This is a genomic window from Salinisphaera dokdonensis CL-ES53 (genome assembly GCF_040361215.1).
GTDB classification, from domain to species: domain Bacteria; phylum Pseudomonadota; class Gammaproteobacteria; order Nevskiales; family Salinisphaeraceae; genus Salinisphaera; species Salinisphaera dokdonensis.
In genome coordinates this window covers 173,968-198,384 of the sequence record NZ_APND01000001.1, presented here as the reverse complement: position 1 = coordinate 198,384, position 24,417 = coordinate 173,968, and the positions used below count along the sequence as shown (strand labels likewise).

20 protein-coding genes are annotated in these 24,417 nt (G+C 55.3%); 18 read left to right on the top strand and 2 right to left on the bottom strand.

Annotated features, from left to right (window positions below; all coding sequences use genetic code 11):
• Positions 1-317 precede the first annotated feature (317 nt).
• Entirely contained in the window at positions 318-1,766 is a 1,449-nt protein-coding gene (locus tag SADO_RS00860; protein WP_353108426.1) for a cryptochrome/photolyase family protein, read from the bottom strand.
• A complete protein-coding gene (locus SADO_RS00855; protein ID WP_353108425.1) occupies positions 1,763-3,331 on the bottom strand; it encodes a cryptochrome/photolyase family protein in 1,569 nt (522 codons plus the stop codon). The genes SADO_RS00860 and SADO_RS00855 overlap by 4 nt, the downstream gene beginning before the upstream one ends.
• Before the next feature lie 116 nt (positions 3,332-3,447).
• Between SADO_RS00855 and SADO_RS00850 the strand changes: the two genes are divergently transcribed.
• The 18 genes from SADO_RS00850 (at position 3,448) to SADO_RS00765 (ending at position 24,406) form a co-directional block, all read left to right on the top strand.
• A complete protein-coding gene (locus SADO_RS00850) occupies positions 3,448-4,254 on the top strand; it encodes an SIR2 family NAD-dependent protein deacylase (protein ID WP_353108423.1) in 807 nt (268 codons plus the stop codon).
• A gap of 44 nt (positions 4,255-4,298) precedes the next feature.
• Positions 4,299-4,943: an adenylyl-sulfate kinase gene (cysC, locus tag SADO_RS00845; RefSeq protein WP_353108422.1), complete on the top strand. Its 645-nt coding sequence runs from the start codon at positions 4,299-4,301 to the stop codon at positions 4,941-4,943.
• 183 nt (positions 4,944-5,126) lie between these two features.
• On the top strand, positions 5,127-5,618 hold the full coding sequence (locus tag SADO_RS00840) for a protease complex subunit PrcB family protein (RefSeq protein ID WP_353108420.1): 492 nt from the start codon (positions 5,127-5,129) through the stop codon (positions 5,616-5,618).
• A 49-nt stretch (positions 5,619-5,667) separates the two neighbouring features.
• Positions 5,668-6,135 (top strand): low molecular weight protein-tyrosine-phosphatase, encoded by a 468-nt coding sequence (locus tag SADO_RS00835; RefSeq protein WP_353108418.1) that lies wholly within the window; start codon positions 5,668-5,670, stop codon positions 6,133-6,135.
• Between the two features lie 186 nt (positions 6,136-6,321).
• On the top strand, positions 6,322-7,575 hold the full coding sequence (locus SADO_RS00830; RefSeq protein WP_353108416.1) for a polysaccharide biosynthesis/export family protein: 1,254 nt from the start codon (positions 6,322-6,324) through the stop codon (positions 7,573-7,575).
• Between the two features lie 11 nt (positions 7,576-7,586).
• Positions 7,587-9,794, top strand: a complete 2,208-nt coding sequence (locus tag SADO_RS00825) for a polysaccharide biosynthesis tyrosine autokinase (protein WP_353108414.1) — start codon at positions 7,587-7,589, stop codon at positions 9,792-9,794.
• Positions 9,795-9,931: 137 nt separating this feature from the next.
• Positions 9,932-11,764, top strand: coding sequence for an ABC transporter ATP-binding protein (locus tag SADO_RS00820; protein ID WP_353108412.1), 1,833 nt, complete (start codon positions 9,932-9,934; stop codon positions 11,762-11,764).
• Between the two features lie 65 nt (positions 11,765-11,829).
• Entirely contained in the window at positions 11,830-12,915 is a 1,086-nt protein-coding gene (rfbB, locus tag SADO_RS00815) for a dTDP-glucose 4,6-dehydratase (protein ID WP_353108411.1), read from the top strand.
• A gap of 619 nt (positions 12,916-13,534) precedes the next feature.
• Positions 13,535-14,413 (top strand): glucose-1-phosphate thymidylyltransferase RfbA, encoded by an 879-nt coding sequence (gene rfbA, locus SADO_RS00810; protein WP_353108409.1) that lies wholly within the window; start codon positions 13,535-13,537, stop codon positions 14,411-14,413.
• A gap of 1,064 nt (positions 14,414-15,477) precedes the next feature.
• Complete coding sequence (locus SADO_RS00805; protein WP_353108408.1) at positions 15,478-16,041, top strand: acyltransferase; 564 nt, start codon at positions 15,478-15,480, stop codon at positions 16,039-16,041.
• Positions 16,038-17,177, top strand: coding sequence for a dTDP-4-amino-4,6-dideoxygalactose transaminase (gene rffA, locus SADO_RS00800; RefSeq protein WP_353108406.1), 1,140 nt, complete (start codon positions 16,038-16,040; stop codon positions 17,175-17,177). Before SADO_RS00805 ends, rffA begins: the two co-directional genes overlap by 4 nt.
• Before the next feature lie 145 nt (positions 17,178-17,322).
• Positions 17,323-18,450: a hypothetical protein gene (locus SADO_RS00795; protein WP_353108405.1), complete on the top strand. Its 1,128-nt coding sequence runs from the start codon at positions 17,323-17,325 to the stop codon at positions 18,448-18,450.
• Positions 18,451-19,027: 577 nt separating this feature from the next.
• A complete protein-coding gene (gene pseB, locus SADO_RS00790; RefSeq protein WP_353110043.1) occupies positions 19,028-20,029 on the top strand; it encodes a UDP-N-acetylglucosamine 4,6-dehydratase (inverting) in 1,002 nt (333 codons plus the stop codon).
• A 4-nt stretch (positions 20,030-20,033) separates the two neighbouring features.
• Positions 20,034-21,194 (top strand): UDP-4-amino-4,6-dideoxy-N-acetyl-beta-L-altrosamine transaminase, encoded by a 1,161-nt coding sequence (gene pseC, locus SADO_RS00785; RefSeq protein ID WP_353108404.1) that lies wholly within the window; start codon positions 20,034-20,036, stop codon positions 21,192-21,194.
• Complete coding sequence (locus SADO_RS00780) at positions 21,191-22,054, top strand: aldo/keto reductase (RefSeq protein WP_353108403.1); 864 nt, start codon at positions 21,191-21,193, stop codon at positions 22,052-22,054. Before pseC ends, SADO_RS00780 begins: the two co-directional genes overlap by 4 nt.
• Positions 22,051-22,953: a Gfo/Idh/MocA family oxidoreductase gene (locus tag SADO_RS00775; RefSeq protein WP_353108401.1), complete on the top strand. Its 903-nt coding sequence runs from the start codon at positions 22,051-22,053 to the stop codon at positions 22,951-22,953. Before SADO_RS00780 ends, SADO_RS00775 begins: the two co-directional genes overlap by 4 nt.
• On the top strand, positions 22,950-23,708 hold the full coding sequence (locus tag SADO_RS00770; RefSeq protein ID WP_353108400.1) for an SDR family oxidoreductase: 759 nt from the start codon (positions 22,950-22,952) through the stop codon (positions 23,706-23,708). Before SADO_RS00775 ends, SADO_RS00770 begins: the two co-directional genes overlap by 4 nt.
• Positions 23,693-24,406, top strand: coding sequence for an acylneuraminate cytidylyltransferase family protein (locus tag SADO_RS00765; protein ID WP_353108399.1), 714 nt, complete (start codon positions 23,693-23,695; stop codon positions 24,404-24,406). Before SADO_RS00770 ends, SADO_RS00765 begins: the two co-directional genes overlap by 16 nt.
• Positions 24,407-24,417: the final 11 nt, after the last annotated feature.

The following is a 24,417-nucleotide window of genomic DNA, read 5'->3' as shown; positions in this document are numbered from 1 at the left end:
CGTAAGCGAACGGTAAGGCACTGAGTTCAGGATCTATTAACCTAGGGCTTGGTAGGGAAAAATTGACCTCGGTGCGCCATCGGTGTAAAACCGTAAGCAAGAAAACTTGCCGTGTGAGGAGCCGAAGAGTTCCAGACCAAAAGAACACAGGCGGCAGGCGCTTTCGGAGGCAGAACGTAAAAACGCCCTAAGTGGCAAAAAGGAATTGGCTTCCCGTCGATACCCGTCTTGTACGGGTAACCAAGAACGACAATGTGCGGGATAAGCAATTGGAGGCTCCTTCGGGAGCCTTTTTTTTGCCGATCCGGCGGGTTCTTCTAGTCGGACTTCTTGATCCGGTCGAAGGCTTCCAGCGCCTCGCGGCGCGACGCCTTGAGGTCCACGATCGGCTCGGGATAATCGGTGCCCAGCCTGATGCTCGCGGCTTTCAGCGCTTTGGCCGGCGCTTTCCAAGGCTCATGGATATGCCGGTTTTCGAGCTTGGCGAGTTCCGGCACCCAGCGCCGGACGTATTCGCCGTCGGCGTCGAAACGCTCACCCTGGCGTGCCGGGTTGAAGATGCGAAAGAACGGCGCGGCATCCGCACCGCAGCCCGTGGCCCACTGCCAGCCGAGAGTGTTGTTGGCGAGATCCGCATCGACCAGGGTGTCCCAGAACCAGCGCTCGCCGTGCTGCCAGGCAACGCGCAGGTTTTTGGTGAGAAACGAAGCAACCGTCATGCGTAGCCGGTTGTGCATGTAGCCGGTGGCCCAGAGCTCGCGCATGCCGGCGTCGACCATGGGGATTCCCGTCTGGCCCCGCTGCCAGCGCTTCAAGCCTTCATCGTCGCCGGACCAGGGAAAAGCCTCGAAGCGCTCGTCGAGGGGTTTTTCGGGCGTGTCCGGAAAATGGTAAAGCACGTGATGAGCGAACTCGCGCCAGCCGATCTCGCTGCGAAAACTGGCGGCATGATCCTGAAGCGCCTTGCCGCTGTGCTCGTCGAGCCATTCCTCGAGACGGTGCATGATCTGACGCGGGCCGATTTCGCCACAGTGCAGATGCGGCGACAGATAGGACGTGCCGTGCCGGGCAGGGCGGTCCCGGTCGTTGTCGTAGTTTTCGATGGCGTCGTCGAGGAACTGTTCGAGGCGGTCGTGGGCGCCGTCCTCGCCGGGCGTCCACGCTTCTCGGATTTCTTTATCCCAGTCGATGCGGGGCAGCAGATCGAGCGACGCAAGCGACCGCGATCCGATACGCGACCACACCTGCGGCATCGTGTTCGGCGCGGCCAGCGGGGCACTGATCGTGCGATCCCGGACGCTTTTCCAGAACGGCGTGAACACCTTGTAGGGTTTGCCCTGTTTCGTTTCGACCGTCCAAGGCTCGTATAACAGATGGGACTGGAAGCTCGCGGTTTCCATGCCGGAATCGTCGAGGTGCTTCTTGATCTTTTTGTCGCGCGCGATCGTGAGCGGATCGTAGAGGCGATTCCAGTAAACGGCCGATGCGCCGCTTTCCTCGATGAGTTCGTCGAGGGTTTCCTGGGTCGGCCCGGTACGCACGATCAGCCGCGACCCGAGGGAATCGAGCTGGGCGGCAAGCGCCTCGAGCGAGAAATGCAGCCAGACGCGCTGAGCGCCGCCGGGCGCCCAGTCACCGAGTTCATCAGGCGCGTGGATGAAAACCGGCACGATCGAGTCGAACCCGCCCCCCAGCGCGGCTGTTAGAGCCGGGTTGTCGGCAAGTCTCAGGTCACGGCGAAACCAGACGATCACGCGTTTTTTCATATGTGTTCCTGTTTTTCGATTCGGCGCCGCAGGTCACGCGCTGTGGCGCGAATATCGTTCATCAGTTCTGGGTCTTTTTGTTTCGTTTCCAGATTCTTAACCTGAAAAACCATGCGGTGATTGGCCGCGAAATGGTCGATATTGCGATCCAGAAAATCCCAGTAGAGCGTCGTTACCGGACACGCATTTTCGCCCGTCGCCTTGCGATAGTCGAACCGGCAATTCTTGCAGTAATTGCTCATCTTGTTGATGTAATTACCCGACGCGCAATACGGTTTCGTGCCCAGCAGGCCGCCGTCGCCGAACTGGCTCATGCCGAGTGCGTTGGGCAGGCTGACCCAGTCGATGGCGTCCAGATACATCGCCATGTGCCAGTCATGGAATGCGCGCGGATGTACGCCGGCGTTTAGCGCGAACAGCCCGAGCACCATCAGGCGTTGGATATGGTGGGCGTAGCCGTTTTCGAGCACGTTCGACATGGCGTCGCCTATGCAGGCCATGTCGGTGTCGCCGTCCCAGTAGGCCTTGGGCACGGGAAGCTGGGCGTCCAGCGCGTTGCGCTGGATATATCCCGGCATTTCGCGCCAGTAGACACCGCGCACGAATTCTCGCCAGCCGAGAATCTGGCGTATGAAGCCTTCGACACTATTGATCGGTGTGTCGCCGGCGTCGTATGCGGCCACCGCGGCGTTCACGCATTCGCGCGGGCTGATCAAGTGCAGATTGAGAGCCGCCGACAGGCGCGAATGGTAGCCGAACTGAAGGTCGGTCCAGAGCGCGTCCTGATAAGGGCCGAAGTTTGCGAGCCGCTGGTGAACAAAGTCACGCAGCGCTGTGCGTGCCTCGTCATGGGTGACGGGTAGGTCGAATCCTTCGGTGTCGCCGGGGTGGTCAAGATACCGTGCGTCGACCATGTGCGCGACATCCTTGGTAACGGCGTCGGGCCGGAACCGGCGCACGTGCGGCAGGTCGCCCGGGCCTTCGCGGCCAAAGCTCTTGCGATTGGCCTTGTCGAAGTTCCAGGTATCGCCCTTGGGTTGGTCAGCATCCATCAGCACGTCGTGCTCGCGTCGCATGGCGCGATAGAAGTCTTCGAGCACCAGCGTCTGGCGTTGGTGGGACCAGCTATCGAAAGCCGCCAGGTCACAGTAGAAATGGCGATCGGGTCGAGTCTGCAGCGCCAGGCCGTGATCGGCTGCACAGTTCGCGAGCATGGTTTGTACGCGGTGATCGCCGCATTCGGTCATGACCAGTCGCCGCGGCTTCAGCGCGCGAATCGACGCGGTCAGGATCGACTTGAAGTCGTTACCACTATCGTGGCGCCGGTCGGCCGACAGAGCGTGATACTGGACCCGCATACCATGGTCCTCGAGATCGTCCCGGTAGTGGCGCATGGCGGCAAAGAACAGCACAAGTCGTTTCTTGTGACACCAGACGTGGGTGGCTTCGGTCTCGTTCTCGGCCATCCAGACGATATCGCGCGTGTCGTCGAAGCCATCGAGTGCGGACAGGTCGGGGTCGAGCTGATCGCCGAGTACGATCACCAGGTTGCGAAGTTCAGCCAACGAAATTGCTCCTTGCGTCCGGTGCGGGTCCGCGCCGCGTTTCTTTGGCGATATTGCAGCGCTGCGGCAGAATAGCGCCGGTACACCCATCCATCGATAGCCGCCGGATGCCCGACGTGTCACGTCATGCGCAGCGCATGGCGCCCGAACAATCCGTACATGGCGACATACTGCGGGCGACCGAGCTTCTGCGTAGCGCTCGCCGCGTGTTGGTCATTACGGGCGCAGGCATGTCCGCGGATTCGGGCCTGCCGACTTATCGTGGGGTGGGCGGTCTTTACGACCGCGAACTCACCGACGACGGCATCAGCATCGAGGATGCGCTGTCCGGGGCGATGTTTGCACGTGACCCGGCGCTGACGTGGAAATACATATCGCAGATCGAGCGTGCCTGCCGCGGTGCGATGCCAAACGCGGGGCACGAGGCGCTCGCGGAATTGGCCTCGCACTACGAACGGTTCTGCGTTCTCACGCAGAACGTGGATGGTTTTCATGCCGCCGCGGGCAGCCGCGACGTCATCGAAATGCATGGCACTATCCATCGACTGCAATGCACGCAATGCGCCAACGCGTGGGTCGTCGAGGACTATGCGGGACTGGCGCAGATTCCACCGGCTTGCGGCGTTTGCGGAGGGCTCGTACGCCCGGCGGTCGTACTGTTTGGCGAGATGCTGCCCGACGACGCGGTGTGTCGGTACGAGTTCGCGTTGGCCGAGGGTTTCGATCTCGTGTTGGTGGTCGGCACGAGCGCCGTTTTTCCATATATTGCAGCGCCTGTCGAACAGGCAGCCAGCAGCGGTTGTGCGACCATCGAGATCAATCCTCAGCGCACGATGATCTCTGATTTGTGCGATGTGCATCTGCGCGCCAATGCGGCGCACGCGCTCACGGCGCTACTTGCCGACGTGCGACAGAAGAGTTAACGAGGGTTCGCTCGGCGCCATGGTTTGTTTTCACTGGTAAATCAATGAACGACAGCAAAAGCTCGAACATCGTGTGGCACGAAGGCACCGTTAGCCGCAAGCACCGCGAGATGCTCAATCACCACCGCGGTTTCACGGTCTGGTTTACGGGCCTGTCCGGATCCGGTAAGTCGACGCTTTCCGTCGCGCTGGAGGAGCGCCTCTACAGCATGGGGTGCCGCACCTATCGGTTGGACGGCGACAATGTGCGTACGGGCCTCAACCGCGATCTCGCCTTCAGCCCCGAGGACCGTATCGAGAACATCCGTCGCATCGGCGAAGTGGCTAAACTGTTTCGCGATGCCGGCATCATCAACCTTACTGCATTCATCTCGCCCTATCGACAGGATCGCGATATGGCGCGCAACCTTTCCGAGCGCGGCGACGACGACTTCATCGAAGTCTATGTCGATGCGCCGCTCGAAGTCTGCGAGCAGCGCGATCCTAAAGGTCTGTACAAGAAAGCACGGGCCGGCAGTATCCCCAACTTCACAGGTATCAGCGCGCCGTACGAGGCGCCTGCAGACCCGGAGATTCACGTGCGTACCGGCGATACAAGCATCGCCGACGGCGTGACGCAGATTGTCCGGTATCTCTGTACTAAGGGGTATATCGAAAACGAACTTGCTAGCGCGGTGGACGCCGATTGAGCGATCAGGCGCGTCACCACCGTGCATGGGTTTTTGCCCGCTCGATGAACGAGCTTGCAAGTTTGGCGCAATCGACAGACGCGCGGCCGTTAGCTAGGCGGCGCGCGTTAGTTCGTCACCCCTGCGCAACATGCTAGGCTCCGTCGCCACTGCAACCCGGTTAGTCATACGAGACACATCTGGATGAACCCTTTTATGTATCGATTGCTGTTTTCGAGCGTGCTGTTGGTAACGCTTGCTGCGTGCGCCATGGGCCCCGGACGCGGCGGCCCACAGGCCAAAGTCATCGGTGAAAGCCAGTATTGCGGCACCGCGTCTCAGGATTCCAACGTACTTTACTTTGCCGATGCTTCAGCGTTCGGCGATTGGATCGACTATCGCGGCATCAACGAGTTCGATGCCGATATGGCCAGTGGCAACGGCCTGGTCGTTATCGAAATGGGCCAGCGTCCGACCGGCGGCTACAACGTACAGTTGGACAAGAGCAGGACAGCGATCGAAAACGGCACGCTCACGATCGGCATGGAATGGAACGCGCCGCGTCTCGACGCCGCCGTCAGTCAGGCACTCATCGCCTCTTGCGTAGCGGTTCGTCCGCCGCAGGGCGACTACGATACGGTTCGCGTCATCGACCAACTCGGCAAAGCGCGAGGCGAAACACGCGTCTCGCGGTAAGCGTCAGGTTGAGCGGCCACCCGAAGTAACCGCAGCACCGTTTTAAACTATGCAAATCGATAGCGTCCTCTGTATCTGCACCGGCAACATCTGTAGAAGCCCGCTTGCCGAAGGCCTGTTCCGCAAGCGCGCACAAAGTCTGCGCGTCGCCTCAGCCGGAATCGGTGCGGTCGTCGCCGGCACGATGCCGGATGCGGCGGCGAATATCGCCACTAGAGAGCATTTCGATCTCGACTCGCACCGAGGCAAGCAGGTGACGCGGCCGATGCTGCAACAGCATGATCTCGTGATGGTGATGGAGGCCGGGCAAAAGCAATGGCTCGTGGCTAACTACCCGGAGAGCAGGGGGCGGGTGTTTCTGCTGACCCACTGGATAAGTGGGGACGACATCGCAGATCCGTACAGATTAAATAGCGAAGTTTTCGAGCAGGTGTACTCGGAAATCGAAGCCGGAGTTGATAGTTGGGTGGCGCGGCTTAAGCCTGCGATTGATGGCCGCAATCGAACCGCGGGATAGCCCACCCCGCCGGACGTCGTGGTGTGTTGTGTGTCAAGCTTCGCGCGTTAAGGCGCGGGATTGTCATTCCGTGTGCCAAGATGAATGAGCGTTTTCGGGACATAATTACCAAAACCGACATACAATGGGCGGCTAGCGGGTTTCGCCTGGGGTTGAGATGTCGAGCAATATGCTGGGGAATAACCTATGGCTGACAGAATGATTGGGGAAGCGCGCCCGTACCGCTCGATGATGGCGATGCGTGCCATGGCGGCTGGCGTCTTTTCGATTGCATTGTTAGCGAGCAGCGGTTGTGCTTTGCCCGGCTACACCTCCAAGTCTATTGACAACGGCGGCAGTTGGTATGATTTCGGCGGCGACAGCGCCGCCACGTATGACGAAGAACTGTCCAAGCAGGAAATTGACTACGAGCCGCGCGTACTCCAGATTACGCCTTGGCTCATTCGCCACCAGCAGGAACAGGCCGCTTCGCAAACGCTCGGAGAAGCCCAGCAGCGTGTCTCTTCGGCGCCCGCGGAAGTCATGAACTACACGATCGGCGCGGGCGACGTGCTCCAAGTTATCGTCTTCGGCCATCCGGAGCTCACGAATCCGGCGGGTGTCACCAGCAACGAAGGCATCCAGGGGCAGCTCGTCAGCGCCGACGGCAATATCTACTATCCCTACGTCGGCGAAGTAAACGTCGAAGGCATGACGCTCAAGGAACTGCGTCAGCGTATTTCCAAGGGCCTGTCGCAATATATCCGTGAGCCGCAGGTCGACGTACGCGTACGCGAATACCGCAGCCAGCGGATTTATATCTCCGGCGATATCGCCAAGCCCTGTACCGTACCGTTCACCGACGTCACCATTACCGTGCTGGAAGCGCTCGATCAGTGCGATTCGCTCGCTACGAAGGAGGGCGGCGGCGTAGGCGTGCAGAACGTCATCCTGATTCGCGATGGCGAATCCGTACCGCTGGATCTCAACCAAATTTATTCCAGCGGCCGCCCCGTGCCGCTGCGCCCGGGCGATCGTTTGCTTATCGACGACAGCGCCAATCGCATCTTTATGGTCGGCGAGTTCAGCGAACAGACAGCTCTGCCGTTCTCTACTGGCGGAATGTCTCTTAGCGACGCCATTGCCGATGCTGGTGGCGTAAGCCTTAACAGCGCAGATACCAGCTCGATATACGTCATTCGCGGTTTCGTGGATAGCCAGCCCTCACGGGACGGTGGCGTTAAAACGGTCATGCGCCCTAACATCTACAAACTGGACGCGAGCAAGGTCAGCGGCCTGCTGCTTGCCAACCAGTTCAAACTCCAGCCGCGCGACGTGGTATTCGCGGCGCCGGCGAGCCTCGTGAACTTCAACCGCGCGCTCGCCCTCATTCTTCCGTCGCTGAATGCCATCACGCAGAGTTACTACCTCTACGATCGTGTAAGCCGCGACAACAACTAGACGAGAAGATCTTGGTAGCAGCAGAGGACCGCCGCGGTGACAAAGCCGCCGACGACGAAAAAGAAATCGATTTGCGCGAATACATCGGTATCGTGCTTGACGGCTGGCCGTGGATATTGGCTTTCGCGGTGCTGGGCCTGCTAATCGCCACGTATCTCGCCTGGAAAACGCCGCCGGTCTATCAATCGACATCGCTCATGCGCGTTGAGCAAAGCCAGAACATGGCCCCTCAAGCGTTCATGGAACAGCAGATCGCCGGCAATTCAAATATTAAGGCGGTGAGCGCCGAAGCAGCCGTCATTCGTTCGCGCTCCGTCGTTGGCGACGCGGTAGATGATCTTCATTTGCGCGTGCGCGCCGCGCCGGTATATTTCCCGGTGATCGGCGAGCCGATCGCCCGCTTCGTGACAGCGAATTTCGAGAGCGGGATCAGCGTCCCGTTTCTAGGCGGCTATACTTGGGGCAACGAATCCGTCAACGTCACCCGTATCGAAATGCCGGGCGCGGTCGACTCGGCTTCGTTCCAGTTGGTGGCCAACTCAGACCAACAGTTCACCCTTTTGACCAGCGACGGCGTGCCCATATTGCAAGGCACCGTAGGCACAACTGCATCGGGCACTGCGCCCGGCTTCGGCCCAGTCAAGATCTTCGTCGAAGCGTTGCAAGCTAAGCCGGGCACGCATTTCAACGTGAGCTATGTGCCGCGTCCCGCGGCGATCGGTAGCCTGCAATCCAGGCTGTCTATCGTGGAACAGCCTCAGGGTTCCGGCTTGCTCAACCTCACCCTGCAGGGCAGTACGCCCGCCGAAGCCGAACGCCGGCTGGATTCCGTAATGTTGGCGTACATCCAGCAGAACGTCGAAAAGCAGTCTGAGCAAGCCCAGCGCCGGTTGGACTTCCTTAAGAATCAGCTCCCCGAGCTTAGAGAAGAGCGAGACCTCGCTGAGAACAAGCTGCGCGATTATCAGACCGAAAGCGGAACGCTGGATTTGAGCGCCGAAGCGAACTCCGTATTCCAGCGGCTTACCAATATCGACCAACAGATCGCACAGACGGAACTGCAACGCCAGGAGCTTTTGCAGGAATATACCCGGCAAGCGCCGCAAGTCCAAGCCGCGAACGAAAAACGTGCCAGTCTCGTGCGCCAGCGCGACGAACTGCAAGAACAACTCAAGACTCTACCTAAAGCGGAGTCCAAGCTGCTGCAGTTGCGCCGCGACGTGGAAGTGAACAACCAGCTCTACACTCAGTTGTTAAACACTTCGCAAGGTTTGGAAATTACCAAAGCGGGCATCACAGGCGTCTCTCATATCGTAGATAGCGCGTATGCGAGTAATGGCAAAATTTCCCCGCAGCGCGGCCTTTGGCTAATCATTGGTCTGCTTGCCGGCATAGTCGCAGCGATTTTTCTGGTGCTTGCGCGCGCACTCCTGCGTGTAACCGTAGACGATCCTGATCAAATCGAATCCAAATACGGACTGCCGGTCTACGCGACCGTGCCGTTCTCGAGCTGGGAAACCACGGTCAAGCGTCGCAAACGTGGATTTAATTTGTTGGCCGTTAATAGGCCGGATGATCCAACGGTCGAAAGCATCCGTAGTCTGCGCACCAGTCTGCAGTTCGCCATGATCGAAGGCGATACCAAGTTCATCGCGATTACCGGCCCCACGCCGGCTTGCGGTAAAAGCTTTATCGCAGCAAACACCGCCGCATTGATCGCCCAGGCCGGCGCCCGTGTGCTCGTTGTCGACGGTGACTTACGTCGCGGCCAGCTATTCCGAACGTTCGGCCTTGAACAGGGGCCTGGTTTTTCGGAAGTCCTGTCCGGCGATATTGCAGTCGAGAGCGCAATCCAAAAATCGGAAGTCGAGAGCCTGGACGTGCTAACCACCGGCAAGCGCCCGCCGAACCCGGCCGAGCTACTCATATCACGTTACTTCGACGAGATGAAAACCCAGCTCCAAAACAAGTACGACTATGTGCTCTTCGACTTGCCACCGGTGCTTAACGTTACGGATGCAAACATCGTCGCCAATCACGTCGCCGCCACATTCCTAGTCGTGCGCAGCGAACACAGCACGGGCCACGAAGTGGATCAGGCCATCCGCCGGATGCACCGCGACGACCTCAAACTAACCGGCGCGATCTTCAACGGTTTAAAAGTAAACCGACGCCGCTACGGCTACAGCAAATACGGCTATTACGCCTACCAGTATTAACGCCAACGGCCTGCACTTGTTTTACGTAGGTCGGCGTAGGCCGCAGCCCGTAAGCCGACATCGGGCACGCCCATCAACTAAGACTCACGCCCGCGACTAACCGTTCATCCCGATCAGTAAACCAAACCCGAGACCGCATGCTCCACTCCGCCCGCCAAATGCTAGCGCTGTTCTCGCCCGCCGAACGCGTACGCTTTATAGGTGTGTTTGCGGCCATGCTCGGTATGGGCGTTCTGCAGATGGCCGGCGTCGGCGTCATTTTGCCGTTCGTGTCATTGCTTTCGGATCCTAGCAGCATTCACAACAACGCCTTTCTTGAGGCGCTGTATAACGGCCTGGGTTTCGATTCCACGAATAGTTTCCTCATCTTACTCGGTAGCGTTTTGCTCGTAGTACTGGTCGTCAGCAACGTTATTACCGCCTTCACGCTCTGGCTAATGACGCATTTCGCTTGGAGCGTGCAACGACGCGTGTCGAGCCGTCTGTTAGCCGGCTATCTCGCCCAACCTTACGAAGCGTTCCTGAACCGTAATTCCGCGGAAACCGGCAAGAATATCCTCATAGAGTCCCAGCAATTCGCCAACGGCGTGCTGATGCCGGCGATGAAGTCGATGGCTTTCGGTATCACCGCCCTGATGATCGTTGGCTTTCTATTCTGGGTAAACCCTCTACTGGCGCTTGCGGTAACGCTCATCTTCGGCGGCGCTTATCTGTTGGTCTATCTCACTATTCGGCGCGTGCTTCTGAGCATCGGCCACGAGCGAATGCAAGCAAATACGGAGCGCTTCCAGGCCGTGGACGAGGCCTTCGGTAGCGTCAAGGAAGTCAAAGTCCTCGGCCGGGAAGGCCACTTTCTCGAACGTTACGAGCCGGCAGCCTCAACGTTTGCAACGGCGATGGCTAAAAGCCAACTCCTTGGCCAGATTCCGCGCTACGCCATCGAAGGCTTGGCTTTCGGCATTGTGATGGGCGCCATGCTGTTCGTGCTGGCCAGCGGCCAAGGCCTGCAGTCGGCGCTACCTGTAGCGAGCGCATTTGTAGTCGCTGGGTACCGTCTATTGCCGGCCCTTCAGAATTTATACCAAGGCTTTGCTCAGTGGCGCTTTAACCAGTCCGTAGTGGATACGCTCCATAACGATCTGGTAGCCCACGGCATTAGCGGGGGCGCCTGCGACTTCGCTTCAACGCATGCTGGGGCGCAGCCTGCGCCTCCAGACAAAAGCGCCGCCAAACTACCGTTCGAAGATACCTTGCAGCTCGACCAAGTCAGCTATTCCTATCCGGCCGCCGATGAGCCGTCGCTGCGCGGTATTTCCATCACAATCCCCAAGAATAGTTTCGTCGCGCTCACCGGCACGACCGGCGCCGGCAAGACCACGCTCGCGGATATCATCCTCGGCCTACTGGAGCCCAGCGCTGGCGAAATACGTGTCGATGGCACCGCGCTAACGCCAGAAAATCGCCGCCAGTGGCAGGCGAACATTGGCTACGTCCCGCAGGAAATTTATCTCACGGATAGTACGGTAGCCGGCAATATCGCCTACGGACTGCCGGATGAAGCTATCGACAACACCGCTGTAGAACGCGCAGCGCGCATCGCGAATATTCACGATTTCATCGCGGATAAGCTCCCGAGTGGTTACCAGACCCAGGTCGGGGAACGCGGCGTACGCCTCTCCGGCGGCCAACGTCAGCGCATCGGCATTGCCCGAGCGCTGTATCACGACCCGAGCGTTATCGTGCTGGACGAAGCTACCTCCGCGCTGGATAACGAAACCGAGCGGCGAATCGTCGATGAATTGGATGCTATGCGCGGCGGACGGACCCTCATCGTGATTGCCCACCGGCTCACTACGGTACAGAAATGCCATAACGTATTCATGCTCGACCAAGGTCGATTGGCCGCTGAGGGTCCTTACGAAGAGCTGGTGCTAGGGGGCAGTACGTTCGATAAAGCGGCTAAATCCTGAATGTTGCATTTGACACTTCACAAAGTGCCTGACTTTGCCGTAACGCAGCCGTTGATAGATATCTAATGAAACGACCTCTCAAATTGATCGTTACAGGTGGTGCCGGATTTATCGGGTCCGCCGTGGTGCGGCAACTCATCGCGGAAACACAAGCCGTGGTAATTAATGTCGATCGCCTATCCTATGCTGGCAACCTGGAGTCACTGGGGGGGGCGCGACACCACCCCCGGCATATTTTCGAAAAGGTGGATATTTGCGACCGTGCCGAGCTGGATCGAGTATTTCGAGAACAGCGACCGGATGCGCTTATGCATTTAGCGGCGGAATCGCATGTCGATCGTTCGATTGAAGGCCCCGACGCTTTCATTCGAGCTAATGTCGATGGGACCGCTACGCTCCTGGAGGCCGCGAGAAAATATTGGAACGAGATGGCCGGATATAGGGCCAAGGCTGCCTTCCGATTTCTCCACGTTTCAACAGATGAGGTCTACGGTGAACTGGGTCCGGAGGAAGCGGCCTTCACGGAGCAGCGTGCGTATGCGCCAAACTCGCCATATTCAGCCAGCAAGGCCGCGAGCGATCATCTTGTAAGGGCCTGGCACCATACTTATGGATTACCAGTGCTTATCACGAACTGTTCTAATAATTATGGCCCCTACCAGTTTCCAGAAAAGCTCATCCCGTTGATGATTCTCAACGCCCTGGAAGGCAAGCCCTTACCAGTTTATGGCAAGGGCGCCAACGTGCGCGATTGGTTACATGTCGAAGACCACGCCCGTGCCCTGCGCTGCGTACTGGAGGCGGGCACGCCTGGGCGTACCTACAACATAGGTGGCCGGGCCGAGCGCACCAATCTCGAAGTCGTTCGTGCCATCTGTGCCTGTCTCGATGAGCGTCGCGCGCGCACCATCGGCCGGCATGAAGCGCTCATTCAGTTCGTGAGCGATCGCCCGGGCCACGACCGGCGCTACGCCATCGACGATTCCCGCATTAGTCAGGAACTGCGCTGGCAGCCAAAGCAAAGCTTCGAAAGCGGTCTGCGTCAAACCGTGGATTGGTACCTGGAACATCCTGGCTGGGTAGAGCGCGTCCGCAGCGGTGCGTATCGAGAGTGGATCGAAGCCAATTACAGCAGGCGGGAAGTCACATGATTCAACTCCTGTTTTTCGGGTCCAACTGGGACAAAGGCTGCCTTTTGCAAGCGTCGGTGCTATCGGCTATCGGCGACAGGATACCTCCAACTACTGTGGGGGAGGGCCAGCTTGATCGTCCGGTTCATCGCGTCGCTTTGACAGGGAATGGAAACGAATCGCCATGTCGAACCAATACACCGGATTCTCCCCCGAGGCAAAATTGGCCAAGTGGGTTGCGGGCTCGAGCGCGCGCTGGCGTCGCGGGGCGTACTTATCGCCCAGGACTGCCAATTGCCGCGGCCTTACCCGCGCTTTGACTGATCTTAAAGGACTGCATGCTACGGTTCGCCAGTGTAAACCTCAGGTCATAGTCATCGCTGCGACTTATGCCGGAGTACACTGGCATAAAAAGGCGCACAAGTTGACAATTGATATTAACGCCGCCGCCTCTCTTGTGTTGGCGGAGGATACGGGGCGGTCGATGCCTGCTTGTGCACTACTCGGCTGACTTATGGGTTCGACGGGCAGAGGCAACGCTTCCTGACGCGACGTCGATACTCTTGGCAAGCTTAATTATTCTGCGCCAGTAAGCGGGCGATCGTCGAGAAGCGGCGCGACACATGGAGAACGGCTAAATATGGCACGCAAAGGAATAGTATTGGCCGGCGGCACCGGCACGCGCCTGTATCCCATTACGATGGGCGTCTCCAAGCAGCTACTGCCGATCTACGACAAGCCGATGATCTACTACCCCCTCTCCGTTTTGATGCTCGCCGGCATCCGCGAAGTGCTCATCATCAGCACTCCGGAAGACCTTCCTGGCTTCCAGCGCCTGCTGGACGACGGCAGCCAGTTCGGCATCGACCTCAGCTATGCTGAGCAGCCCAGCCCTGACGGCCTGGCGCAGGCCTTTGTCATAGGTGAGGAGTTCATCGGTAACGACAGCGTTTGCCTGATGCTGGGCGATAACATCTTCTACGGTCAGGGGTTCACCCCCAAGCTCAACGAAGCCTCGGCCCAAGCCAGCGGCGCCACGGTATTCGGTTACCAAGTCAAGGACCCGGAGCGCTTCGGCGTGGTGGCGTTCGACGAGAACCAGCGCGCCATCTCCATCGAGGAGAAACCGGTCAAGCCGAAGTCACACTTCGCCGTGACGGGTCTCTATTTCTACGACAACGACGTGGTCGAGATCGCTAAGCGGGTCGAGCGTTCCCGCCGCGGCGAGTTCGAGATCACCAGCGTCAATCAGGCCTACCTGGAACGTGGAGACTTAAATGTCGAGCTACTCGGCCGCGGCTTCGCCTGGCTGGATACCGGTACCCACGAGAGCCTCTTGGAAGCCGCACAGTTCGTGGAGACAATCGAGCGCCGCCAAGGCTACAAGATCGCTTGCCTAGAAGAGATCGCTTTCAACAATGGTTGGTTGAGTAAGCAAAAGGTAAAGACAAAAGCTTGGGAGCTACGGAAAAATAAGTATGGGGAGTATTTAGGTGCCTTGGCACGTGGCGAGCTCTGAAGGGTAACGCTGTGATTTTCCATGTCGCAAGGAAGGCTAATTTCATATCCGTTCGTCAAGCTGGGCCGCGAAGAGTTTAGGAGTGAAAAAGCGCAACTTTGGTTTACAGGGCCAGTTGAGTTACCCGGCAGAGACGGGGGTGTACGTGGGCGTGGGCAACAAACGGGCTAGTCTGAAGAGCTATACGCAACTTAAAGCAACTCCGTAGTGCCCGACAAGTCATGCTTCACGGGCTGTTTAATACCAAACTGGTGCTAGTGTTGGCTTTGTGCTCTTGGGTACTGAAGGAGTACTACTCGATTATCTGGTGGGGACTCTATCAGTACACTAAAGCGACAAAGGGGTAGTGCTTACGCATTAACGAACTACGACGTCGCTTTGACATCCGCCGTCTCGGCCGCTTGGTTACCTATATAAAAGGCGATGTCGAGCGGGCTAGGAAATGGTACGGCGCGAAAGGCATCTCCCATGAATGTCTGATGTACCTCAGCAACGTAGTAGATCCAGCAATGATCTCAGTTCCCGGATCTCAGTTCCCGAGAGTCGAGCGGAAAGAAATACCATAAACAACTGCTGGGTAACTCCGCAGCGCCCAGTAACAAGAACATAGAGGCGCTAGAGCACCTGCTTCCCTATAAAGATAGAAATATCAGAATCTACGCCCCTTGTCTTATGCGGGTCCGATCCAGACAAAGAAGGTGCTTAAACAGGCCAGGGTGTGGTTCGGCGAAAAGTTCGCGCCGGTACCGGTAACGGAGTTTATGCTATTCGAAGAGTATCTCGAGTTTCTCAAAAATATTAATATTGCTGTATTCAACTATTAGCGTCCCCAAGCAATGGGAACCACTATTACTCTTCTAGGTATGGGCAAGACAGCATTCATGCGTGACGAAGTTAGTCAGTGGCGATTATTGATCGGTCTGGGTATTGAGCTAAAAAATGCCACGGATATATCTCTGCAAACATTAGATAAGAGAAGAATGGCACGAGAACTCTAGACTCGTCCAATCATATTTCTCAAAAAACATTGATCCAACAACTTTCAAATATTTTCGAGGCGTAAGATGGCTTATTTGACGAACGGCGTCTTGCAAAAAATGGGCTTCAAGGCGCTAGGACGCAATATAAAAATAAGTGACAAGGCGAGCATCTACAACCCTGAATCTATCGAGTTGGGTGATCACACTCGAGTCGATGATTTTTGCGTTGTATCTGGAACGATTTCGATTGGAAAGTATTGCCATATCACGCCTATGTGTTTGATCGCGGGTGGTTCTGCTGGCATCACGCTTTCTGACTTCTGTACTTTGGCATACGGAGTAAAGGTGTTTGCGCAATCCGATGATTACAGTGGCGCCACAATGGTGAATTCGCTGGTGCCAAAGAAGTTCAAGAATGAGTATTTCGCCGAAGTGTCATTAGAGCGGCAAGTCGTTATTGGTGCAAACTCAACCGTCCTTCCCGGGGTAACGATTCGAGAAGGCTGCTCCGTTGGCGCCATGACGCTCGTGAATAAAAGCACGGACCCCTGGGGCATCTACGCCGGCAATCCAGCTCGTCGAATCAAGGATCGAAAACGGGACTTGCTTGAGTTGGAAGTGCAATTTCTCGAAGAGCAGAAAGAATGATCCCGTTTAACATACCGCCCCTAATAGGGGTTGAAGAGAAGTACATCCAACAAGCCTTGAAAAGCCAAAAGCTATCCGGCGATGGTCTGTTTGGAAAGCAATGCCAAAAATGGTTCGAGAGCAACCTGCCGGCTAGGAAAACACTGCTGACGCCCTCCTGCACCGCCGCTTTAGAGCTGGCAGCTTTACTTATAGGTATTCAGCCGGGGGATGAAGTGATTATGCCCAGCTATACGTTTGTGAGCACAGCGAATGCGTTTGTATTGCGGGGCGCGAAAGTCGTGTTCGTGGATATCCGGCCGGACACTATGAATATCGACGAGGCTTTGATTGAGGCGGCCATTACCGATCAAACACGTGCAATTATCCCGGTGCATTACGCCGGCGTAGGTTGCGACATGGAAGTTATTACGAGCATAGCGGAACGCTATAGCCTGTACGTCGTGGAAGACGCAGCGCAAGGTATGATGAGTAGCTACAAGGGGCGGGCGCTAGGTACTATTGGTCACTTGGGTACGTTTAGTTTTCATGAGACTAAGAACTACACTAGTGGTGGCGAAGGCGGCTTGCTAATTATAAATGACGAAAAACTCGTTGAACGTGCTGAGATTATTCGAGAGAAGGGGACTAACCGGAGTCAGTTTTTCCGCGGTATGGTGGATAAGTATCAGTGGGTCGATATTGGCAGTAGCTATTTGCCCAGCGAATTACAGTGTGCATACCTTTGGGGTCAGCTGAGTTGCGTAAGCCAGATCAACCGCGATCGGCTGGCTGCGTGGAAGTCTTATGATGAGCAGCTTCAGTCGTTAGCTCATTCTGGATTGGTTGAACTGCCTGCTATTCCGGACGACTGCGTCCATAATGCGCACATGTACTACCTGAAGACTAGAAATTTTTCAGTTCGGTCAGCTTTGCTCGACTACTTAAAAAGTCTTGGCATTTCGGCAGTGTTTCATTACGTGCCGTTGCATACATCTAAGGCTGGTAGTAACTTCGGGAGGTTCATAGGAAATGACCGCTATACCACGTTTGAAAGTGAGAGACTTTTGAGGTTGCCAATGTGGTTCGGGATTGAACAAGACACCCAAGACGAAGTCGTTCGCGCAATATATCATTTTTACGCCCGAGAAAATTAGGCGCTAATTTTTGCTCGATCACTTCGTCGACACGTAAAAGCATTGATTTGCAGATAGTTATTACGCCCTGCGAGAATACTAGTTTAGTCTAACGTATCTGCCGATTCCTGGCTTAATTAGCCTATCTTAAAGAAGTTTATAAACAATGGAGACAGTGGGTGTTAACTTAAGCGGTAAACATGTGTTCCTTATTAGCGATGCGGACAAGTTTTTTTTCCTTTTGGCAGACTCGCTAATTACCAAGCTCAGCGTGGATCCCAATGCAATTGTGGCAGTCGTTTATAAGAGCGGCAGAAGAGTAGGCGATATTCAGCGCATAAGCGGTGTGGGGTATTATTCCCATGAGCAACTAGCCCTTGAGGATTATTTGCTCGCTAAAAGCTTGACATTCATGTCGCTGCGCTCGTGGAACTCTTATATCGCGAAAGAAATAATTGATCTTGACCCGCGAATAATTCAGAAGCTTTTCGTTTTTATTACCGATGACGAGGTCGCTCGCTGGGTCATGAATGTGCAGAAGAACGGCGAGCTCTCTCCCGATCCCGATCAGTATATTTCAGAGCACTGTGTATATGTGCTTAAAAAGATTCAGTATTTCATATGCCCAGAAAATTATTTCAAAAAAGTTATTTCGAACGTATTAGAGCGAAGCGACCTAAAGTTTTACGATGCGTCGATCGTTTTCGATATTTTACCTAACGAGTCGTCAAGCCAACTTTTCGACGTTTTTAAAAACGAAAATAACGCCCGATCCGTTAAAAAGAGAATTCTTTTCGGTACAAAAAGTACCGGCTGGCGAAGCTTAATACTGCTGCTCCGTTTCCTTTTTAACCGCAGCTCTTCTTTCGATTTCGAGTTTTTTGTTTTCGTTAACAAATACAGAAAAATACTGGTAGAGTGCTACTTAATTTATAAGCGTGCTTTAGGACATTCCAATGTTAACGTTGTTTATCTTTCGCATCTTCCGCCCGAGGCCTATAACTCTCTGGTAGCAATATGTTCTCATGTGATACTTCAAGGTCGGGGCGGGGCGAGTACGGCGAGGCTTTATGTCAAGTGGGCTCGAGGTGAGTTGCTGGTAAAAAAGAATACGCCCAATTCTTATTTTTTTAAAGACGTATACGGCGTCGCTATCGAAGAGTATAGCGATCGGTCTGAGCTTGTAGATATATTAATACGCGAGCCTAACGAGCAACGTTATAGAGAAAATAGGAATATAATTGTCAGAGAAGAGGTCAGGTCGTTAAAGGTGTTATCAAAAGTGTATTGGTAGATAGGCGTATTAGGTGAAAATTTGTGCAGGTGCCTTGCAAATGCCTGCAATGTTGTACCCTGATTTACGATGGGCTCATGCGCTGACGCACTTTTATATTTTCCTGGATCCCCTCGGTGGGACGCGGATCTTTGCTGGCGGACTAATTGAGAAAGTGTTTTCTCGCTAAAAGTGCTCAGATGCGCATGGCAAGATTTCGCCTTCGTTCGAGTGTAAAAAGAGGCATATTTAACTAGATTGCTTGGGCTCGGCCTGCTTTGTCTCATGGATGCACCTCTCTCGGGGCTGCACGAGCCTCTTTTCTCGCGGCGTCCTGAAAGTTGAATGGCTTCCGTTCGATGCGGGCTTATCAAAGTGGGATGCTGGCCGCTTCGGTAATGAACGCAACGCCCCAGCGACAGTAGTCTAGGTCGTTAATTCTACATGGGATTAGTAGCAGAGAGCGGCGCGTATTGGAATTGGTGTTCGGATTCGCCAAATCACGCGCACCGGAAATGTCATAGAAACTCGCGACTGAAGGTTTGACGTATTTACTCCATTGATCCATTTGACCGCCAGCGGTAGGTTTGCAAAAAGTATGTTTGAAGATAAATCTGTCTTAATCACGGGTGGAACAGGGTCATTCGGTAAGAAATACGTCGAAACCATATTGGCACGATCCAACCCCCGCCGCGTGATAGTCTATTCTCGTGACGAACTCAAGCAGTTCGAAATGGCGCAGGAATTTAATGACCCCTGTATGCGTTATTTCATTGGGGATGTGCGCGATCAGGATCGGATGACGCAGGCCATGCGTGGCGTCGACTTTGTGATTCACGCGGCTGCACTCAAGCAGGTTCCGGCAGCCGAATACAATCCGACCGAGTGCATAAAGACGAACATTCATGGGGCCGAAAACGTTATAAAGGCCGCACTCGAGAACAATGTTGAAAAAGTTATAGCGCTATCAACAGATAAAGCTGCGAACCCGATCAATCTCTACGGAGCGACGAAGCTCGCCTCCGACAAGTTGTTCGTGGCTGCTAACAATATGGCGGGCGGGCATCCTACGCGCTTTGCAGTGGTTCGCTACGGTAACGTTGTCGGCTCCCGCGGCTCTGTCGTACCCTTCTTCCGCAAGAAGATTGCCGAAGACGTGGAGTTTTTACCCATTACCGACGAACGCATGACGCGTTTCTGGATTACGCTACAGGACGGTGTTAACTTCGTGCTCAAGAACTTTGAACGCATGCACGGCGGGGAGATTTTTGTCCCGAAAATTCCCTCTGTGCGCATCGCTGAGTTGGCCCGCGCGATGGCGCCGGATCTTCCCCATAAATTTGTCGGCATACGCCCAGGCGAGAAATTACACGAAGTCATGTGTCCCGCCGATGACTCCCATTTGACGCTGGAGTTCGACGACCATTTTGTTATACAGCCGACGATTACGTTCGCTGCTGCGAATAACGATTTCGATACCAACGGTCTTGGCGAAAAGGGCAAACCGGTAGCTCAAGGTTTCGAATACAACTCCGGCGCAAACGAAGAATTCCTCGATACTGCGGGCATTCTCGAATTCAACGAGCGGGCGGGAGCCTAAAGTTATGATTCCCTATGGCCGCCAGGACATCCAGCCGCAGGATATTGACGCGGTATTGGAAGTCTTGAATTCGGACTTCTTGACGCAGGGCCCGGTCGTGCCGAAGTTCGAGCATACGGTGGCGGAAAAAGTCGGCGCGTGCCACGCCTTGGCTGTGAATAGTGCCACGTCCGCACTGCATATTGCTTGCCTGGCGCTGGGTCTCGGTGAAGGCGACTGGCTTTGGACCAGTCCGATTACGTTTGTTGCCTCGGCCAACTGTGGGGTGTATTGCGGTGCGAAAGTCGATTTCGTGGATATCGACGCTCGAACCTATAACATCTGCCCCAAGGCTTTGGAAGCGAAGCTTGAACATGCTGAGAGGCAAGGGCGTCTGCCGAAGGTGGTTGTGGCAGTCCACCTATGCGGCCAGTCCTCCGATATGCAGGCAATCCACTGTCTTTCAGAACGTTACGGCTTCAGTGTGATAGAGGATGCCTCGCACGCTATCGGAGGTCAGTACAAAGGCGAATATATAGGCAACGGCCGTTATAGTGATATCACTGTGTTCAGTTTTCACCCCGTGAAAATAATTACCACCGCCGAAGGTGGTATGGCGGTTACTAATAATGATGGTCTAGCCCAGCGGATGAATTTGTTGCGGAGTCATGGTGTAACGCGTGAGCCGTACTTGATGAGCCGTGATCCGGACGGCCCATGGTATTACGAGCAAGTTGACTTGGGCTTTAATTACCGAATGACCGAGCTGCAGGCGGCGCTAGGTTTGTCGCAGATGGGCCGGCTGGATGATTATGTGGCGAGGCGCAATGCTTTGGCGGGACGCTACGATACGCTCTTGGCCGGTCTCCCCGTTACTACGCCTTGGCAACATCCGGATAGCTATTCCGGTAGGCATCTTTATGTGATCCGTCTCGATCTGGATCGTATTAACTTGAGCCATCGCGAAGTATTTGGCGCGCTTCGCGCTCAAGGAATCGGCGTCAACCTGCATTATATTCCGGTACATACCCAGCCGTATTATCAGAAGTTCGGCTTCCAGTACGGAGACTTGCAACACGCCGAAGCTTATTATAGTGAAGCAATTAGCCTGCCGATGTTCCCGACATTGGATGAAGAGCGCGTAGGGAAGGTTGTGTCAGCTCTCGCAAAGACTTGCGCTACGTGAAGTTGGCGCTGGGCACCGCCCAATTTGGGCTCGACTATGGGATTGCAAACCGTAATGGCCGAGTATCGGCCGCGGGCGTCCGAGAGATTCTTGGAGTGGCGCGCCAGGCCAACATCGACACGTTAGATACGGCAGCTGCTTACGGCACCAGTGAAGAAGCGCTCGGCAGCGCCGGGGTTGACGACTTCAGTGTGGTAACTAAATTGCCACCCATCCCAGAGGGCGTTACGCAAGTTTCACAGTGGGTGGAACGATCGATCGAAAGGTCACTGGCCAGTTTGGGTGTTACGGCGCTTTCTGCCGTCCTTTTCCACAGACCGATGCAGTTGCTTGATAAGCAGGGCGAAGCTGCTTACGACGCTCTGCTTGCAGTTAAGGCCCGGGGCGCGGTCGGTAGGGTGGGTATATCGATCTACGAACCTGCTGAACTAGATGCGCTCGATGGAAAACTCTCCTTCGATTTAGTACAAGCGCCTCTTAATATTTTGGATCGACGCTTGATTTCAAGTGGTTGGCTTGAAAGGCTCGGCGATCAGGGCATCGAAGTACATGCAAGGTCGGTTTTTTTACAAGGGCTTCTGTTGATGCAGCCGCGCGACCGTTCTGCCTATTTCCAGCCTTGGGAGCGCAAGCTTGAGCGCTACGATCGTTGGTTGGCGGAACATAAGCTAAGCGCTCTTGAAGCGTGTTTGGGCTTTGCGTGCCATCAGCCTAGTGTGGGCCGTGTGATAGTTGGGGTGGAATCGTCCAGTCAATTGAGGGCTTTGATCGCAGCGATTCCCCAGAGCGGTGTTGAGCCACCTGGTGAGCTGGAAACGCGCGATCAAGGTTTGATAAACCCAGCCACTTGGAAGCTATGAGTATCCGGCTTGGTGTGATCGGGTTGTCCGAAGGTAATGGCCATCCTTATTCTTGGAGCGCTATCTTTAACGGCTATGACAAATCGGCAATGGAAAGTTGCGGCTTTCCGGTCATACCCCGATATCTCGAGGAGCAGTTTTGGCCCCAGGCTCAAATAGGTGGCGCTCACGTTGCTGCGGTATGGACACAAGATTTCGCCCTATCTAAGCATATAGCTATGGCTACGGGTATCGAAACCGTATGCGAGAATCTTGAAGACCTCGCGCTATATGTAGATGCAGTACTTTTGGCGCGCGACGATGCTGAAAATCACCTCGCACACGCGCGACGGTTTCTTGAGCTTGGCTTGCCGGTCTACATCGATAAACCGCTGGCACTCTCGCTGAAGGATCTGCACCGTCTCTACGACCTTGAACAGAGTGCCGGCCAGCTGTTTACATGCTCAGCCCTGCGCTACAGCGACGAGTTCAAGCTCACTGAGGAAGATCGGGAAACACTCGGTGATGTGCGTCAGATCATTGCCTTTACTCCGAAGAGCTGGGCGAAGTACGCGGTTCATATTATTGAGCCTGTATTGAATATGCTGGCCCCAGACGATGCGCCTATTGGTTTTAACCCGGGTGGCGTCAGGCTTGGTAGTGGAGGTGCATCGAGCTTGTCTGTCGATTGGTCAAGTGGTGTGCATACGGCTTTCTACGCAGCTGGAAACGCCGCTAGTCCCTTGGTGATTCGCGTACACGGCAGCAGAGCGTGGAAGGACCTATTTTTTACCGACAGCTTTTCCGCCTTTCGTGCCGCGTTGCAAGACTTTGTAGAAGGTGTCGAGACCCGTACGGTTCGCTCGCCTAAAGCTAGAAACGAACGAGTCATTCAAATATTGGAACGAGGCCTAGCGTGACGCAACCAACAATACTCATTACGGGCGGCACGGGAAAATTTGGGCGCCGATTCGTGGACCATTTCTGTCGGAAGGGGTGGCGCGTACTTTTTACGTCAACTTCGCTGGAGCGAGCCAATACACTGATCCAGGAAATGGGGGAGCAGGCTTCAGTACACGGGTTTGAGTACGACCTTATGCAGCCGCGTAATAGCGAACGGCTCGTCGAAGAGTTGCGGGACCAAGCGCTGAACGTCAACCACCTCGTGAATAACGCGAGAAGTCTGTCTTTTCTTGCCATGAATGAGTTCGGTGTCGCTGCACGGAAAGATTTCATGGCGGAATATCTAATGGATGTAATAGCCCCTTATGAGCTGTCAACCGCACTCTGGCGAAGCCAGCCGACGGCGTTGCGTACGATCACGAACATTAGTTCTCAGTATGGTGTGGTTGCTGCAACGCCTGCGCTTTATGATGATCATGCGCGTCAGTCACCCATCCAGTATGGCGTTGCTAAAGCGGCTCTAAATCATTTAACCAAAGAACTCGCCGTTCGGCTGGCGGACGATGATGTTCGCGTCAACGCAATTGCCTATGGTGGCGTCGACGGCCGAACGGATGAAGCATTCAAAGCGAGGTACAGCAAGCTCGCGCCGGCAGGGAAGATGCTCGCCGAGGAAGAGCTGCCCGGGCCGCTCGAGTTCTTGGTGTCGGAGCAAAGTAGTGCGATGACAGGGCAGATAATACAGGCTGATGGTGGATGGACGATTTGGTAAACAAGCGTATAGCTATCATCCCAGCGCGTGGGGGGTCGAAGCGCATTCCCAGGAAGAATATTGTGGATTTTCTGGGCAAGCCTATGATCGCTTGGACCGTTCAGGCCGCGCTAGACTCAGGTTGCTTTGGTCGAGTCCTGGTTTCGACCGATGATCCCGACGTCGCCTCCGTCGCAAAAAGTTGGGGGGCGGAGGTCCCATTTCTGCGAACGAGCCACATGGATGACATCAGCCCCGTCAGTGAAGCGACACTGGCAGCTTTGACGCAGGCCGCAGACCATTGGCAAGGGGACTACGATGTCGTTTTCCAGTTGATGGCAAATTGCCCGCTGAGGAATGCAGCTGATATACGGCAGGCTTTGGAGGTCTTCGAGGCTGAGAAACGCAGTTTTCAAATTAGCTGCTTTAAATATGGGTGGATGAACCCGTGGTGGGCAGTACGGCTTGATGGGTCGGGGCGACCCAATCGGCTGTTTCCCGAGACGGCTAGTGAGCGATCGCAAGATTTACCCGCTCTGTACTGTCCGACCGGCGCTATCTGGGTTGCGAGCGTTCCAGAGTTTATGGATCAACGTACCTTTTACGGAGGCGGTCATCGTTTTGAGGCCATGCGATGGCAAAGTGCCGTGGACATAGATGATTATGAAGACCTCGCTTTCGCCGAAGCGGTCGCGCAGGGTATGAGCGTTCATGCTTAACACGCTCGCAC